The following is an 18,337-nucleotide window of genomic DNA, read 5'->3' as shown; positions in this document are numbered from 1 at the left end:
AACCTTCTATACAATTTAAATAGAGGAGAGGAATGCCTTATGAAATCACGTAGTCAAATTACATGTGCAAGTCTAGCACTTTTAATAGCTGGAAGTTCCCTGTTATACATAGCACCAACCTCAAAAGCAGAACCCACGCAAAATGTATCTAGTTCGTTACAAACAAGTACTCAACGAGATCGTACTTCCGTCAAGGAAGCAATGCGGGATACACTGCAACATGGATACCCTGGGATACTTGCTAAAATTCATAAGGGTGGAAAAACTTGGAGTTATGCTGCGGGGATAGCGGATCTGAGAACCAAGAAACCGATGAAAACAGATTTTCGCTTTCGCATTGGCAGTGTGACGAAAACGTTTATTGCAACAGTTCTACTTCAATTATCTGGAGAGAACCGTTTGAATCTAGACGACCCCATTGAAAAATGGTTGCCTGGTGTCATTCAAGGAAACGGATATGATGGTAACCAGATTACTATCCGGCAGATATTGAATCATACAAGTGGTATCGCTGACTATGTAAATTCAAAAGACTTTGATATTATGGATACAAAAAAATCGTATACGGCTGAAGAATTCGTAAAGATGGGGATTTCTCTTCCCCCAGACTTTGCCCCAGGAAAGGGGTGGTCTTATTCAAACACAGGATACGTATTACTGGGGATCCTTATTGAAAAAGTAACTGGAAACAGCTATGCGGAAGAGGTTGAAAATCGGATTATTGAACCACTTGATTTGTCGAATACATTCCTACCTGGCAATTCAAGCGTGATTCCAGGCACCAAGCATGCCCGTGGCTATTTCCAACTAGACGGAGCAAGTGAGCTAAAAGACGTTACTTATATTAACCCAGGTAGCTCGGATGGAGATATGATTTCTACTGCTGAAGACTTAAACAAATTCTTCTCTTACTTACTCAGTGGCAAATTACTGAGGGAACAGCAACTAAAACAAATGCTTACTACAGTTCCTACAGGAAGAGAAGGAACCGGATATGGTCTTGGAATCTATGAAACTAAGCTTCCAAACAGTGTCTCGATATGGGGACACACAGGTGGCGTTCTAGGATTTTCCACTTTTGCGGGTGGCACACTTGGAGGCAAGCATACATTGGCCGTCAATTTGAACAGCCTTAATAATACCCCTGATCCTTTTAAAAATATTTTACTTGCTGAATTTAGCAAGTAGGCAAAAAGGAAAACCGGATAAATTTTGTTATAGTTTTTATAGTTTTTATATTTGAAAATATACCTTTTTGGTCCAAAAAACAAACTTACTCTAAAAAAAAAATTTGGGGATTTTGGAATTACGGTGACAAATGCTAATAATCTAATAAAACAAAATCCTCCCTAAAATAAAAAATACGCTATTCTTTCTCTAGAATCATAGGAAAGGATGGTGTTTTTTTCACTTGGGAATAAAGCAATTTTTTAAGTTGATGGATGTGTGGTTGGACCCCATTGCCATCAAGTTAAGGTTTGTAGTACCCCCAGAACGAAATTTTGGACTTTCTTGTAACTTATAAGCTCAATTTTCGTTTTGGGGATGACCTATTTTTGAAGTTGGATGTGCAAATAGCACTCAAAATTAGTGCAAAATAACGCCGAAGTTACAGGCAGGTTAGCAAGATTGTGAAGGTTTGTATATAAACTAACGGGTGCGTTAGCGAATTAAGGAGGTCAATGGCTCAAACCACTGACTTTAACTTGTTAAGATTGATAAACGATTTTATTATTTAGCGGAAGAAGCATTTGAAAAAAAAAGAGAAATATCGGAAAAGTTCTCCTGCTCCTACACGATATTCTCCGTTCGCGCCATTTTTATTGCTTCTTCACGGTTGTTGACGTCGAGCTTCGAGTAGAGTTTCGAGCAGTAATTGCGGACCGTTCCCTCCGATAAAAATAGCTTTGCAGCAATCGACTTGTAGCGCAGCCCGTTTGACAGGTGCTCTAGAATCTCCATCTCGCGTTTCGTAAGCCCGTACGGGTGGTTTTCCTTACTTGAGCCGATTTTCTCCAACTGCTCGCGCTGACGCTTCATCTCCTCGAAAACTCGCGTAGCGACCGATTGGTCGATCCAGGTTCCTCCGTTATAAATAAGTTTCAAGGCTTCCTTCATCTCCCGCGGATGAATCGACTTCAGCATGTAGCCTTCCGCCCCGCGCTCCAATGCAGTTGCCGCCTGCAAGGTATCCTCAAACGTTGTCATGAGCACAATCTTCATATCAGGCCATCGTTGTTTCATCTCAAGTAAAGCTTCAAGCCCGTCCATTTCCTGCATGCGAATATCCATTAGCACGATATCCGGCTGTGACCGCTCACAATGTTCCAATGCTTCGCACCCGTCCCCCGCCTTACCAACAACGGTAAAATCAGCGTGCTGATCCAAAAGTTGCTTCAAACTGTCGGTAATGATCGCCTGGTCATCAACGATCAGCAGGCGAATCGTGTCATGTACTGGCTCTGTCTGTAACAGAATATTACATATGACGAAAGTTCCTTGCCCAGACCGGGAATGAACGGACAGCGTGCCATGAAATGGTTCAAGCCGTTCCTTCATCCCATTGAGCCCAAATCCGAATTGGATCTCTTCCATTCCGATGCCGTTATCTTCGATCTGTAACCGAAGCTGATGACTATCGAAATGCAGTTGAACGGATATCAAGCTCGCCTGACCGTGCCGAACCGCGTTGGTTAAAGACTCTTGAAGGCAGCGATACAGACAAAAGTTTATTTTTTGCATAACGAGAGTCTCGTTGCCGATCACACGAAATTTGACCGTTATGCCTGTCGACTTCATAAACTCTTCGGTTAATTGCCGCAGCGATTCACTTAACGAATGGCTTAACTGAGTATGAGAAAGCTGGTGCAGATGCTTTCGGATATCATCCAGACTGTGCTGGGCAATTCCGACAAGCGAATCGATCCTCTCGATCTGCGAATCAGGCACGGAAGATCGCAGCGATTCGACGCCGACGATGAGCGAGGTAAGCGCATGGCCAATCGTGTCATGCAGCTCATGTGAAAGCCGGCTGCGCTCCTCTATCAGTGTAAGTTCCTCAATCCGCTTAATATGCTGCTCCAGCAACAGCTTCTGCTCTTGAATAATTCGGGCTTGCTTATGGGACTGAATTAATATATTAAACGCGATGCCGATGGCAAAACCAATGCTGCAGCTAACGATAAACTCATACGGGAGACGATCAGCGATCCAACCGTTCAATGCCGGGAATACGATTCCACAGAGGATACCTGTCCACATATAGGTTTTGCGACTGCTCGCCAAGCCGATAATCATCACGAGTAAAACGAAAGACCAGAGCAATCCCGGCGCTGCGTAGGCTAAATAAAGATGAAAAAAGCCCGCTGCCGTGACATCGACTGCTAGATACCGCTCTTCTTTCCTATAGCGGACGATTAATGGAATGAGGTAAACGACAAAAGCAAGAGAAAGTACAATCCAAAGCGACGCATCGATTAATGACGGATTGTTAAAAACAGCGCTTACGATTATGACCAGCCAAAGCGTTCGTATGGCCACAAATATCCAATCATACCAGAACCATTTTTTCATTATGGAGAACATGGATTATGTACACCTACTTTATTTTTTTACAAACCAAATCCCGAATGATTCAGAGCTATCATGTACCAAAACTTCCGATTCGTCAAGCGAAGGGGGAGAACGGTTAGACCTTGGCTGTCAAGCATGTCACATGAGACAGTTGACAGTTTGTCATACAAATATTTGTGAAAGGTTCGAGCACGATGTCATCAAAAGTTTGGCGGTTTCAACACTGTCCGAATTAACAACCTCGGGGGTAAGGTTAGGGAGTGAAGCAACACAACATTCCAAAATAATAGGAGCGATGCATTATGAAATCATTCATCAATAAAAAAGGAGCAGCACATACCTTAACAGCTATATTGGCGGGTACACTGATATTTCCTGCTTATGGAACTGTACATGCGGCGTGTAAGACGCCAACCCAACAAGCTATCGATAAAGCTGCCAATGCCGACAATATTCCAGGCGTTATTAATACGGTGAAGAAAGGAGAGGCGAGCTGGTCATATGCTTCCGGTGAAGCGAATATTGAAAGAAACCATAAGGTGGACGCCGACTCCGCTTTCCGGATCGGAAGTACAACAAAGTCGTTTGTCGCTACGGTTGCCTTGCAGCTTGCTGGCGAGAAGAAGCTAAGTCTCGATGATACGGTGGAGAAATGGCTACCGGGGCTTGTACAGGGCAATGGGTACGACGGCAATAACATTAAGATTCGTCAATTGTTAAATCATACAAGCGGACTTCCAGACTACTTGACTCCGGAGCTCAAGACTAAATTACTTGAAAATCCAGGCAAAAATTATACACCCGAAAAGTTAATTGCCCGGGCCTTGGAGCTAGAGCCGGTAAAGGGGTGGGCATACTCGAACACGAATGCGGCTATTATGGGGCTCATTATCCAGAAGGTCACCGGGGAAACATATGCCGAACAGATTAAGAAACGAATTATTGAACCGCTTCAACTTAGAGAAACGTTCCTCCCTGGCAGCTCGGTAGATATTCCGAAGAAAAATGCACGCGGCTACTTGAACACTGGAGGTAAATTAGTGGATATTACTGTGCTTAACCCATCATTTGCTAACGCCGGCGGGGAAATGATCTCGACTGGGGAAGACTTGACGACGTTTTTCCGCGCTTTATTAGGAGGAAAGCTGTTAAAACCAGAGATACAGAAGGAAATGATGACCAGCACAGCCGACTCCCCATATGGAAAGTATGGACTTGGTATACACGGAACAAAGCTACCGGACGGAACCATCGTATGGGGACATGGCGGCGGTATTCCCGGATTTACCAACTTTGCAGGCGGAACGGAAGACGGTCAACATGTCATCTCGATAAATATCAATGTACTGGGAAATGCGGATAAACATATCAACGATATTTTAGCGTCGGAATTCGCAAAAGAAGCCAAAAAAGAACTCAAGGAGAAGGAAAAGAGAAGCAAGCATCGGGAAGAAGTTAAATGCGTCATGGATGAGGTGATAACCAACAAAAGAGTCCCAAGTGTCGTGGCTGGCGGGCTAAAAGACAAGAAACGCTGGTCCTACGCTACAGGTACAGCTAGCTACGAAGTACCACGCCCGGTGGAGCCGAACTTTTCATTCCGTATTGGAAGCATCACGAAGACGTTCACCGCTTCCGTTGTGTTGCAGTTGGCTGAGGAGAAACAATTGAACCTGAATGATTCGGTCGAAAAATGGCTGCCGGGGGTCATCAAGGGTAACGGGTATGACGGCAATAAAATTACGATTCGTCAGTTATTAAACCATACAAGCGGGCTTGCGAGCTATACAGATTCGAATATGCGGGATATTACCTTGCCTCAAAATCCATTCCGTTATTATACCGCCGACGAGCTTATCAGTTTGGCACTTGAAAAGCCACCTGTATTTGCACCAGGGGAGGGATGGAATTATTCCAACATCAACACAGTGCTAGCTGGTCAAATTATTCAGAAGGTAACAGGAGATACGTATGCGGAGCAGATCAGGAAAAGGTTCATCGAACCGCTCGGGCTGACAGGGACATTCGTGATGGGCAATAGTTCCTATATTCCAGGTGAGCATGCCACAGGATATAATATGGACAAATCGGGTCATTTGTATGATTTGACAGAAATAAATCAATCATGGGCAAATGCAGCCGGTGATATGGTATCAACAGTCAATGATCTGACCACCTTCTTCAGTGCGCTGTTGGGTGGAAAGCTTCTGAATCAAGAAATGATGGACCAGATGCTCACAGCAGTAGATTCACCTATGGGTAAAGTCGGACTAGGGATTTATGAAGGGGAAACACCGGATGGGCAATCCTATTGGGGGCATGCCGGCGGTACTTTCGGATTTGAAACGAGAGTTGGCGGACCTATAGGCGGCAAGCATATTTTGGTAACGGCCATCAACTCGGTGGCCCCGGAAGTCATAGGGGCTCGCGATAAAATATTCAATAAGGAGTTTGGCCGTTAAGTTTAAAGCCGACATCGTGCCCTTTATTTGAGTGCGGTGTCGGTTTTCTTGCTACGATTGCTTTATCAATGGTCAACTGCACTATTGTGGTTAACCTTATTTGGATTAATCATGCTTCATATTTTGAACAAATTTTTCAACTTCGCCAGAAACATCATTTTCTGAAATATCTTTAAAATCCAATTCCTCTTTGATTTCACCCTCTTGATAAAATGCGAAGGTTCCTGAATATTGCACAAGAGTACGTTTTTAAGTATCCTGTTCGTAAAGTTCTGAAGTAGGCAGTTCTTTTGCATCAAACACATAAAAATCAATCTTTTCAGCCTCGGTAACTCGTTCAATTTCGCTTAACTGCATTCAACGAGTTCTTTATCAGAATCAAATGCTGATTTCACATATAAAAACCCTGTTTTTTCATCATCCATAAATGCTTTAATTTCCCTCAAGTTGAGTTCAGTAGCCTTTCCAATCCCTCCATTAACGCCATTACTCTCACAAGCTGATACAACCAACACAGACAAAAAAAAACAAGACAGCTACTAGAACCCTTTTTTAAATTCATTTACAAAACTCCTTTGGATTTATTGATCTATATAAAAACCACGCCTTTTACAGTTTTATTCGGAGACACAAATCCGTATAAAATCATGCCTGCATCACCATCAATCGTGAAGGCTTCAGTTAAAACACCATCTTTTTCTTCAAATTTTTTTATATGTTTCTTTAATAACGCAGTTTGATTTGGATTTAAGGTTTTTTTCTTTTTCATTCCAACGTATACAATCTCCATTCTTATAACCCAAGTTGATACAAAGGTTTTGCCAACCCATATAAGAGTAAAAAACCACCTCTTGGAAGGGCGGCATGATGTAATCATCGCTTAAATCCCTTAATATAGGGTTTAACGACGATTCAGTAATGAGTGCTCACCTAACATGTGAATATTTTTAAAGTTGAAGGCCTCTCACAGTTACTGTGGGAGACCTTTTCTTTTTATGTAAAGTAAAATCCAATATAAGAATTCTGAAAATTTTAAGTTGTTTAACATATATTCGGGTGATATACTAATTTCACAAATATAATCATGATTATAAAATCACTTTGATTGTTTTGTAATTACGATTAAAAAATTATAAAAGGCGCTAATAGTGAGTTAAAAGTAAAGATAATGACTACTTTACGGCGGATGAAAATAAGTAAGAGGAGGATGAAAAGTGTCAACAGAATATAAAGAAAAAGAAATTATCACTAATTTTCCTTATGCGTACCAAACCATTGAAAACACTTGGATTGTTTTAAAAGATGGAACTAGACTTTCAAGTCGTATCTGGTTGCCTGAAGTTAGGGAAGGACAAAAAGTACCTGCCATTTTAGAGTACATTCCTTACAGAAAAACAGACGGTACAAGGGCAAGAGATGAACCGATGCATGGTTATTTTGCCGGGCATGGATATGCAGTTGTCAGAGTGGATATGAGGGGTTCGGGAGAATCAGATGGTCTGTTAAGGGATGAATACTTAAAGCAAGAACAAGATGATGCTCTGGAAGTTATTGATTGGATCTCAAAGCAAATTTGGTGTGATGGAAATATCGGTATGATGGGTAAATCATGGGGGGGCTTTAATTCGCTTCAAGTTGCAGCCAGAAGACCCAAAAATTTAAAAGCGATTATTACACTCGGGTTTACCGATGACCGGTATAACAATGATATCCACTATAAAGGCGGCTGCCTCTTAAATGATAATTTCTGGTGGGGGGCTATTATGCTGGCCTATCAGGTGCGTCCGCTTGACCCTCATATTGTTGGGGATAGCTGGCGTGAAAAATGGCTGGAAAGATTAGAGGAAATGCCTTTATGGATGGCGCAATGGATGGAGCACCAAACAAGAGATGCTTATTGGAAGCATGGTTCAGTTTGTGAAAATTACGATGACATTGAAGTGCCGGTTCTAGCCATCGATGGTTGGGAAGATTCTTATACGAATACCGTATTAAGTTTAATGAAAGGGCTTTCAGTTCCCGGGAAGGGGATTATTGGTCCTTGGGCACATGTATACCCTCATGATGGAGTTCCAGGACCAGCAATGGGCTTTTTGCAAGAAGCTGTTAAATGGTGGGACCATTGGCTAAAAGGAAAAGAGAACGATGCGATGGATGGACCAATGGTGAATGTATGGCTTGAGGAAAGTATGCCCCCTTCTTCCATTAAACCAGTAAGTAAAGGAGAGTGGGTTGGACTCGATTCCTGGCCATCAAATGAAGTTCTAACGCAAACTTATCAATTGACTCATGGTAAATTGCTAGAAGAAAGAGATGAAACAGAAGAGCGAGTGTTATTAAAAACACCTTTAAATCACGGCCTTTTATCAGGTGAATGGATGGGTGCCGGAGTACCGGGGGAAAGTCCATCAGATCAACGATTGGATGATGGTATGGCGATGGTATTTGAAGGGGATGTCTTAGAAAGCCCGTTGGAAATAGTCGGTTATCCAAGATTTGAAGTACAAATGACAAGTGACAAACCAAAGGCAATGCTCTTTGCACAACTATCAGATGTTGCACCAGATGGAGCCGTTACCCGTGTTTCTTATGGAGTAATGAATTTAACCCATTTAAATGGACATGATCAAGTAGACTTGTTAACCCCTGGTGAAAAGGTAAATGCATTTGTTAATTTAGACTGTTGCGGGCATAAATTTAAAGCCGGGCACCGGATACGTTTGTCTATTGCAACAACTTTTTGGCCAATGTTTTGGCCAATGCCTGAGGATGCAACACTTACTCTGAATCTTGAAACCGCAAAGTTTTCATTACCGATCTTTAAAGGAAGCCAGGTATCTGGACCGAATATGAGTCCTCAAAGCGCGCCATTAACTCCAACAACTATACTTTCAGAGGGAAAAGTCGATCGTTCCATTTCATACGATATTTTAACGGATACATGGACTTGCATAACCGATGGTGTAGGGGGGGTATTTGGTGAAGGGGTCTATCGCTTTGATGACATCGATGTTACGGTTGAACACAATTTGAGACGAGAGTTGACATTAAGTAATGCTAATCCTCTTTCGGCGAAATATACCATTTGTCAAAAAATGAGAATTGGGCGTGAGGGTTGGTGGATTGAAGCTGACATTACGGTTACGCAAACTTCTGATGAAGAAAGCTTTATGATTGTTGGGGAAATGGATGTTAAAGAAAACAGCCGACCGGCATTCCATAAGAATTGGGATCAAAAGATTGAGCGTTCAGGACTTTAAAAAGCCAGGGATTGGAGAGAAAAGTGATGAAAGGTAAACTAAGGAAAAATATACCTACTCTAGTCATATTAATCATTGCAGGTGAAATGATTTATACATTGCCTTATTTTCGAAACTATTATTATGATGTATTCTTAAATGCCTTTCACTTAACCAATACACAAATGGGTACGCTTGGCAGCGCTTATGGAGTTTGCTGTTTGATTTCCTATATCTTTGGAGGGTATGTGGCAGATAGATGGAGAACGAAGCACTTGTTGTCCATATCTTTATTTACGACAGGTTTTCTAGGCTTTGCTTTACTATTGTATCCCCCTTACCCTGTGTTGCTGCTAATCTATGCAGCTTGGGGAATAACATCCATCATGACCTTTTGGGTAGCATTAATAAAGGCTGTCCGTTCGTTAGCATCTGAAAATGAACAAGGAAAAGCATTCGGCTTTTTTGAAGGCGGACGCGGTGCTGCCAAAGTTATCGAATCTGCTTTGGTATTAGGACTATTCGCCATTTTAGCAAAGCAACTGAGTGACAAGCTGGCATTGTCTTCTGTGATTATTTTCTATTCCGTGATGTGCATTCTTTTAGGGTTCATGATTATGTTACTTTATAAGGAACCAGATGGTAACAACAGTAGTGGTGAAATAAAAGAAAAGGAGGATAAAAAATTTGATTGGGCAATACTTTTGAGGATTCTCAAAATGCCAACAACCTGGTTGGCAGCCATTCTTATATTAACGTCTTATGCGATGATTAATAGTTTCTATTATATTACGCCTTATGCAACGGCCGCCTTTGGTGCTTCAACAATAATTGCCGCTGCATTGGGTTACTTTTCACAATATTGCCGCCCAATCGGAAGTTTCGGCTCTGGCATTATCGGGGATCGAATTGGTATTTCGAATATGGTCATAATTGGCTATTGTGTTCTGGCAATCGGTTTAGCTGCTCTCATCGTATTACCCGGAAAGCCTTCTTTCATCTTATTACTGTTAGTTTTTATAGCGATTATTTATATATCAATGTATGCATTACAGGCAACGCACTTCGCTATTTTGGTGGAAGGAGACTATCCTGTCGAAACAACAGGAACAGTTGCCATGCCCTTGATGATTATTGGGTATAGCGGAGAAATCTTTATGCCAATTGTTGCAGGTGCTTGTTTGGACCACTGGAGTGGTACAGACGGTTATAAGGTATTATTTACAATTTTATTAGGCTTGACGATTGTTGGGTTGATTACGGCTATAATTTGGCAAAGAGTAACGAAAGAAAAACGAAAAGAGATTTCGCTCCTGAAGAGAGAAATGAAAGCAAGTTAGCAAAAGGCAAGAGGGTACCCAAGTGATAGAATTAATGAGGTCTTCTTAAAGATCCCCAAAAATGTAAAGAGGCTGGCGATAAACGTTTTGTTTTTTGCCAGCTTTTTATTTTTATACGTTTCTATTGTGGGCTAATGTTCTTTCGGCTTCCATGCCATAGTTTGGTATAATTTATCCATCAGCACTTTATTGATTAGCATGCCACTATAAAATATAGATAAGAATACAGAAAGCTTTGTTTTATAGGGTTCAGTGATTGAAATGGACCTATATCTTTTTAAAAATGTGAGGGGAATAGATATGAAAAAAAAAGAAATACAAATGGGCCGCATGTGGAAATACTTTGTGGACGCAACAGCTGAAATTATCGAAGAAGAAGGTTTAGAGAATGTAACAATAAGGAAAGTTGCGGATAAAGCGGGCTATAATAGCGCAACCATTTATAACTATTTTTCTGAGGTCTCCCATTTGATTTTTTTCGCTTCAATGAAATTCTTGAAATGCTACACAGATGAGGTGGCTGTTTATATTGAAAAAGGAAAAGATCCAATTGAAAAGTACTTATTAGCATGGGAATGTTTTTGTAATCACTCTTTTCAGCAACCACAAATCTTCCATGCGGTTTTTATTATGGACCTAGCTGATCAACCTGAAAAGTTGCTTGAAGACTATTACAAAATCTATCCATCTGATTTGATTAACATCCCTGAAGAATTAAAGACTATCCTTTTCGAACGTAATGTGTCAAAAAGAGGGCGATCCTTTTTAGAAATTGCACTAAGAGAGGGCTACATTAAAGAGGAAAACGTTGATGCGATTAATGAATTGACCATTTTAGTATGGCAGGGAATGTTTACGAATGTTTTAAATAATCGCAAAAGCTATGATTTTCAAACGGCTGCAAAAATCACCATGAACTATATAACAGAGATTGTACACAACGCAAATCTCTTTCATTTTAAAAAAGATCATGCAAATCGGCAGTAGCGTTCTCTACCATTTGACAAATAAAATTTACATATTTGTTTTCCTAGCGACATCGAAAAAGCCTTAATCTATTGGTCGATAATGCTTGGGATAAGGATATTTATTTTATTATTTCTTGTTTACCTTCAATAATCTTCCTAATCAAAGGCACCGGCTCTTAGAGCGCATTTCTTGCCCCAGAAGCGCACCCTTTCCTTGAAAAACTTAGGTCGTTGAAACGGGACATACCTATAGAATATTAGCCATCCGTGAATGATATAAAACCTCAGTTAAAAATGACGTTACAAAACAGTTCAAGTACATAATCTTTGTTCAAGATTTAGAGTTTATTTGCAAGATTTTCGAGCATTAGAATCCATTTTTTTATAATTTTCATAATAATGATGAATTGCGTATAATGAGAATGGAAGGGTATACATACATTTAAATCAATACGAAATGAAAGAATGGTCATCATTCTATTCTAGAAGCAAATAATCGATTAAAGGTGAAATGATTATGATAGCTAGTCTTATGAGGTCTTGGACAATATGGATAAAAATTGGAGTAATTTTATTCGGGGTATTCTTACTGTCGTGGTTGGGTCCTGACGAAATTGGCCTTACTGATTTGCTTATTTCTTTAAGAGAAGGTGAAGAAACGGGAAATAAGCTAATGCTTGCCGTTTTTTTGTTAATTTCTTTAAATACAGTTTTAGCTTTGTTTCATTATATTGGTGCACTGCTGTTGGGAGACGAAATCGGTGCTCGTTTAAACCGTCCATGGTTAAAAATCGTCATTCCTCTTATTGTTATTCCTCTCGATTATATCGTGATAAATGCTTATTATTCTTTAACATACTCATTTAGCGCATATGCGTTGTTATTGTTGTTAGCCATCTTATTATTGCAAGCCTTTGAAAAGGATAGACTAAAGCCCATTATTAAAACGATTATTTGTTCTCAATTAATCTTTGGGATTGAATGGCTGAATGAGATTCCTTCTTTATCCCAATATGGATTTGGCCAAGGATCGATTTCAAAGGAATTAAAAGATATAGCGGTTCAAATTGGATTTGAGCAATCTTTAACATTGTACAGTTTAACTTTGTGCTTAATTTTTGTTATTAATGCTGTTATTTTAGCTGTGTATTTTTCTTTATCCGAACAAAGATGGCGGATAAAGCAAGAGCTTCATTACGCGCAGTTAGAAGCAATGCAGTCAAGATCAGGACGAGAAGCACTATATCTGGTCCATGATTTAAAAACGCCTCTCACAGCAATTGAGGGGCTAAATTCTTTAATTAGTTTGAAAGTGGACGATTCTAAAATTAAGGAATATTGTCAAAGGATTTCAGCATCGATTCATTCCGTTAGCGACATGATTTCTGAGATTTTATATGATGATAAAAAACATTGGTGCCGTATAAAAGATTTAGTTGAATATGTCGAAGCAAGCAGACTGAGCGGGACAAATCTTAATCTGAAGGTAGACTTTCAAACAGATCCTGAAATTAAAATTTTAATTAATAAAATCCGAATGACAAGGGCATTGGTGAATTTAATTGACAATGCTTATGATGCAGTGAATGGAGTGGGAGATGGAAAGATTTTGCTTAAGGTAAAAACCTATGAAAATGAACTTTGGTTGGGCGTATCAGATAACGGGAAAGGGATTTCACCTAAAGAGCAGGTGGAAGTATGGAAAGCTGGGTTCAGTACGAAATCGCATCCAGGGATGGGATTAGCTTTCGTACGACAAGTTGCTGAAGGACATGGTGCATCGGTGGAAATTGACAGCAAGCTTGGGCACGGGACAATAATTTGGATTAAACTAGCTGAGGGGAGTGTGTCAAGATGAACATTTTAGTCATAGATGATGATGCATCAATTCAATACATGCTAAGTGAAATTTGTGAATTTGCCGGCTGGAATGCAGAAACGGCGAACAATGGAAACGAAGGGTTGAATGTGTTTGCAGAAAAAGGAGCGGATGTTGTTTTAGTTGATTATCATATGCCGGAAATGGACGGAATAAAAACAGTGGGTGAGCTTCGTAAACTTAATGCTGATGTTCCGATTCTTGTATTAACAGTCGATGAACGACAGGAAATTGCTGATCGCTTTCTTGAAGCAGGCGCAACGGATTTTGCGTTAAAGCCTGTAAAAGCGCCTGATTTGATTTCAAGAATTCAATTGCATGCCCGCCTAGCAAAATTAACCCAATCAGCTCCGCAGCAAAAATCCAGTGAAGAGAAGGATATATTTGTAACAAAGGGAATTAGTAAGAGAACACTTCGTCACGTTAGTGATTTTCTACATTCTAATCGTGAGCCTTTTTCCGTTGATACAATTTCTAAAGAAGTTGGATTGGCTTATCCGACCGTCTATCGCTATATTATGCATTTACTTGATGAAGGAAAAGTGGAAACTATTGTGAGTTATCAAAAAATAGGAAGACCCAAAAATTTATATCAATGGATTGTTGACTAAGAAACTGCCTTAATACAAGGCAGTTTTTTTATTATGATGGGGGGGCTCCGTTGCTGCACAACCATTAATGCAACAAGACTTTTTTTCTTTTTTTTCTGTATTTTTATATTTTCTGATAATATAAAATTATTTTACAACACTAAAGATTCTTTAAAATATAAATAACTACATTGGTTGTCTTCAAGTTAAATGAATGAATTTATAAGTTAATGCTCATGAAGATTTTGCTATCAGATTCTTTTTGCACCAGAGCGAAGATTAAAAAATGAAAACGCTTACTGAGGGTGAGTTTGATGGAGTGAGTGGCCATCATCGTACCAATCAATTGTCTATTAAAATAAAGACCATGCAATTATGAATGTAACGATTGGTGGTTAACCATTTTGAGGAGGACTTTATTATGCAAGCACTATTAAAAGAAGAAGTTCAGCAGCCAAACCAGTCCAGGAAAAAGCATCCTCCAGGACTGTATATGCTGTTCGCTACTGAGGCATGGGAGCGCTTCAGCTATTACGGAATGAGGGCAATCCTTGTTCTTTACTTAACGGCAACGGTTGTAAACGGCGGGCTTGGAGTCGACAAATCTGCGGCTATGGGCATATACGGATTCTTTACTGGTGCCGTTTATATTACGCCAATGATTGGCGGATACTTGACTGACCGTTTCATAGGCAGAAGATTGGCGATCACGATTGGCGGTATTTTAATGGCGCTGGGTAACTTTTCGCTATTCGCAAGTCAGAGTTTAACAGCGCTTTACATTGGTCTTGGTTTATTGATCATCGGTAATGGTTTCTTCAAGCCAAACATCTCGACAATTGTTGGTGATCTTTATGAAGACAATGATCCGCGTCGTGATGGGGCTTTCACCATCTTCTATATGGGTATTAACGTTGGGGCTTTCTTCGCCCCATTAGTAGTCGGGCTTATGAGCTATAAATATGGGTTCTTGACAGCAGCAATTGGCATGATTGTAGGACAGTTAGTTTTCAACTTATTAGGCAATCGCTATTTAGGTGATATCGGTAAAGAACCTACTGGCAAACCGGATGTTACAGCTGGTAAAAAATCAGCTGCACCGTTAACGAAAAGAGAACAAAAACGTACAACGGCTATCGTGATTCTGGCAGTCTTCGTCATTGCGTTCTGGGCCGCTTTCGAGCAGGCAGGAAGTTCATTGACATTGTATGCTAATGACCAAATTGACCGGAATGTATTTGGCTTTGAGGTTCCAACTGCCTGGTTCCAATCATTGAACCCATTATTCATCGTGATTTTAGCGCCAATTATGTCTGCTTTATGGTACAAGCTTGGCAGCTCAAAACGCGGTGACTTAAAAACCCCAACGAAGATGGCTCTCGGTTTAGTCACTGTTGGTTTAGGTTTCTTAGTACTGCTTCCTGCCGTTATGTACACAGGAAACGATACAGCGCTGAAAGTGAACATCCTGTTCATGATTGTAACGTATTTCCTTCATACATTAGCCGAATTAATGATTTCACCAGTCGGCTTATCAATGGTAAGTAAAATTGCTCCAATCAAGCTTGCCTCACTTCTAATGGGAGTATGGCTGGCAAGTTCCGCGGTGGCCAATATGGTAGCCGGACAATTAGCTGCATATACGCAGTCTTTAGGTTACCTGGAAATCTTCAGTGTAATTGGTTTTGTAACAATTGGTTTGGGTATTGTATTGTTGTTCCTTTCGAAGCCAGTCGCAAAGCTGATGAAATAATGAAAAAATGAGCTGACCCAAAAGGCATATAATGTGCCATTTGGGTCGAGCTTTTTTTAGTGGGAAAATAATAGAATCGGTCCAAACTGGTGTAGCGGGGTCTCCACAATGACCCATACCAGAAAGGAACGATTCTTTGAAGTTTTATTTCTGTTTGCTTAATCTTATTGTGTTTCAGCATTTTCACGAGTCTTTCATCAATTTGAATGGTACGGAACATAAGTAAACAAAAGCAAATCAATGGGAAGTTCTTATAAAACAAGTCAAAGCTATATTAGATGAGAAACAATAATAAACACTTAGGTAGATTAATAAACTTGGTTTCAATAATCGACCAGCCACTTTTAGTAGAAAAGCACTCAGAGCTGGTTATGTAAAAGAGCCTATGAATTAGGATGTAATTCACTCCACTTAAGTGATTATATGAAATTTGTCCGAGTGGTAACTTGCAACAAAAAAAGGGGAATCTTGTGGATAAGGCTGGCCAGTTTTCCAAAGGCACGGGACCAGGCGCCAGGCCCAACCAGATGTAACATCCGCAATTATAAGGGGAGATGGAGGCTATGCAAGAGAAGGAAGGTAAGTGAATAGGTGATCTAATCCAATATGGAAACAGAAGAAAGGAAAAGGGAATCTTATCGCTATCCCTAACGACTTCTGGATAGGCTATACTTATCTAGACAGAAAATTTAAGGTCGGGTAGACTACAGATACAACTAGTTATAGAAAAGAGGTCCGATATGCGACGCGATATACAAATGAATGAACGAGCTTTCTCTTCCAAGGAAGTGGCAGAAGAAGTGGGGATTGCAACTCCCACTGTTCGAAAGTATGGTCAAATCTTAGAGCGGAATGGATATGAGTTTTTGAAAGATGGAGATCGGCGTATCTTTGTTAAATCTGACATCGGAGCGCTTATAGCGCTACGCGATACGGACAAGCCCCTAGACGATACAGCTAAAGACCTTGTGTATCAACAAAAAGAAAGATTAGAAGGAGCCAATGAAACACACATAGCGATACCCGATACATATGAAAATTCACCCCACGACCCCAATCAATTAAACGAGGTCTTAATGTTTTTAGTCAATGAACTCGCAGCCACACGTGAAATGAATGCCCAACTGACAAACGATATGTCACAGCTTAAAACAAAGGTTTCCAGGCTCCAGCAAGATCATCATGTTATAAGTTCTAGTATTGGAAATTCAGCGCAAAGAACTAATACTAAAATTGAACAATTAACTGAGCAACAAAATACCCATTACGAAACATTGCTGGAACAAGAAAAACAAAAAAGTGAACTCTTACAAAAAGAAATACAAAATATGCGGGATGAACAGAAAAAAGAATGGAGTTCACAAAATGAATTTAATAAACGTTTAGAAGAGACTATACAAAAACGTTCCGAAAAATGGCGGGGACTTTTCTCCATATTCAGAAAATAAGGGATGACTGTTAAGGTTTTTTGCCTATGCGAATCCAAAAAACTTTAAAAAAATTCATAGTGCCATATATGATTCGCGTAGCTGAAAAACAGAATGAAGAGAGAATATTTCAACTTTACAGGTTTGGCACCTGTTTTGTAAAAGCTCGGCGATACCAATGTATCGGACGTTCTACCAAAGGCAAGCGAAGGCTCAATTGAAATTTCATTGGAGATTTGTTTAAGCGATATGCATCCAAAACAAAATGCACAATTTGAAGCAAGCAAAAAAAGGCAGTTTAATGAAATGAGAGTTGAGACAGTTGAGAACTTGCATTCAAAAACAAGAGTCATCCTTAATAGAGGTGCTTCAGACAGGGATTGATCGGCTCTTTTTTGTGTGTTGCGTATCGCTGGGCGATATAACTTGCAAATAAATTCGAATCTTTAGGTTTAATAGAAAAGTGACGTTTGATGCAAACATGATATACATCCGAATGAACGAGTATTCTTTGTATTCTTTTCTAAGGAAGTGGCAGAAGAAGTGGGGATGCACACCCACTGTTCAGAAGTATGGTCAAAACTTAGAACGAAACGGATATGAGTTTAAGATGGTGGTTACCTATCTTTATTCAATCTGACATCGAAGCGCACATAGCGTTATACGATACGTGATAAGGGCGTGTCCCTGGAGGATACAGCTAAAGATCTTATGTATCTATAAAAAGGTAGATTAGAAGTAACCGATGAAACAGAGATAGCGATACCCGGTATAAAGACAACTTAACCCATAATTCCAAACAAATAAATGAGATTTTAAATGTTTTAACCAATGAACAACTCGCAGCTACGCTTGAAATGAACAATCCACTGACAAAGATATGGCTCAGCTTAAAACAACGGTTTCCCAGCTCCAGCAAGATCCATTGCCTCAATAGTGTTCCTCAAGAAAGGGGCTTATCGGTTCTTTTTTATGTTTCGTATCGGTGTGCGATATAACATGAAAATAAGTCCACAGATTCTGCATCTTTAAATAGAAAGGGAAGTCCGATATGAAACAGGATTTACTTCTGAATGAGCATCCTCTTCAAAGGAAGTGGAAAGGCA

The 18,337-nt window shown here is 40.1% G+C and carries 11 protein-coding genes; 9 read left to right on the top strand and 2 right to left on the bottom strand.

All coding sequences use genetic code 11. The annotated features are described in order from the left end of the window. Positions 1 to 39 precede the first annotated feature (39 nt). On the top strand, positions 40 to 1,188 hold the full coding sequence (locus OTG27_RS20855) for a serine hydrolase domain-containing protein (protein WP_268937978.1): 1,149 nt from the start codon (positions 40 to 42) through the stop codon (positions 1,186 to 1,188). A gap of 603 nt (positions 1,189 to 1,791) precedes the next feature. Here OTG27_RS20855 and OTG27_RS20850 read toward each other — a convergent pair. After that, positions 1,792 to 3,585 (bottom strand): helix-turn-helix transcriptional regulator, encoded by a 1,794-nt coding sequence (locus OTG27_RS20850; RefSeq protein ID WP_268937977.1) that lies wholly within the window; start codon positions 3,583 to 3,585, stop codon positions 1,792 to 1,794. Between the two features lie 290 nt (positions 3,586 to 3,875). Here OTG27_RS20850 and OTG27_RS20845 point away from each other — a divergent pair, with 290 nt between their 5' ends. Next, positions 3,876 to 6,035 (top strand): serine hydrolase domain-containing protein, encoded by a 2,160-nt coding sequence (locus OTG27_RS20845; RefSeq protein WP_268937976.1) that lies wholly within the window; start codon positions 3,876 to 3,878, stop codon positions 6,033 to 6,035. A gap of 589 nt (positions 6,036 to 6,624) precedes the next feature. On the opposite strand, the gene OTG27_RS20840 is transcribed toward OTG27_RS20845, so the two are convergent. Then, entirely contained in the window at positions 6,625 to 6,825 is a 201-nt protein-coding gene (locus OTG27_RS20840) for a hypothetical protein (RefSeq protein WP_268937975.1), read from the bottom strand. A gap of 424 nt (positions 6,826 to 7,249) precedes the next feature. Here OTG27_RS20840 and OTG27_RS20835 point away from each other — a divergent pair, with 424 nt between their 5' ends. From OTG27_RS20835 to OTG27_RS20805, 7 genes are all read left to right on the top strand, one after another. Further along, complete coding sequence (locus OTG27_RS20835) at positions 7,250 to 9,295, top strand: CocE/NonD family hydrolase (RefSeq protein ID WP_268937974.1); 2,046 nt, start codon at positions 7,250 to 7,252, stop codon at positions 9,293 to 9,295. A gap of 26 nt (positions 9,296 to 9,321) precedes the next feature. Then, on the top strand, positions 9,322 to 10,614 hold the full coding sequence (locus OTG27_RS20830) for an MFS transporter (protein ID WP_268937973.1): 1,293 nt from the start codon (positions 9,322 to 9,324) through the stop codon (positions 10,612 to 10,614). Between the two features lie 300 nt (positions 10,615 to 10,914). Next, positions 10,915 to 11,601 carry a TetR/AcrR family transcriptional regulator gene (locus tag OTG27_RS20825; RefSeq protein ID WP_057276534.1) on the top strand — a complete coding sequence of 229 codons (687 nt, stop codon included), beginning with the start codon at positions 10,915 to 10,917 and terminating at the stop codon, positions 11,599 to 11,601. Positions 11,602 to 12,099: 498 nt separating this feature from the next. After that, positions 12,100 to 13,440: a sensor histidine kinase gene (locus OTG27_RS20820; RefSeq protein WP_268937972.1), complete on the top strand. Its 1,341-nt coding sequence runs from the start codon at positions 12,100 to 12,102 to the stop codon at positions 13,438 to 13,440. Further along, positions 13,437 to 14,072, top strand: a complete 636-nt coding sequence (locus tag OTG27_RS20815; protein ID WP_268937971.1) for a response regulator — start codon at positions 13,437 to 13,439, stop codon at positions 14,070 to 14,072. Before OTG27_RS20820 ends, OTG27_RS20815 begins: the two co-directional genes overlap by 4 nt. A gap of 400 nt (positions 14,073 to 14,472) precedes the next feature. Continuing rightward, positions 14,473 to 15,804 carry a peptide MFS transporter gene (locus OTG27_RS20810; protein ID WP_098186332.1) on the top strand — a complete coding sequence of 444 codons (1,332 nt, stop codon included), beginning with the start codon at positions 14,473 to 14,475 and terminating at the stop codon, positions 15,802 to 15,804. Between the two features lie 758 nt (positions 15,805 to 16,562). Next, positions 16,563 to 17,252 carry an SH3 domain-containing protein gene (locus OTG27_RS20805; protein ID WP_222620051.1) on the top strand — a complete coding sequence of 230 codons (690 nt, stop codon included), beginning with the start codon at positions 16,563 to 16,565 and terminating at the stop codon, positions 17,250 to 17,252. Positions 17,253 to 18,337 lie beyond the last annotated feature (1,085 nt).

Origin of the sequence: Peribacillus sp. AS_2, assembly GCF_026891895.1 — a bacterium.
Lineage (GTDB): Bacteria > Bacillota > Bacilli > Bacillales > DSM-1321 > Peribacillus > Peribacillus frigoritolerans.
This window is presented reverse-complemented; position numbering and strand designations above follow the sequence as displayed.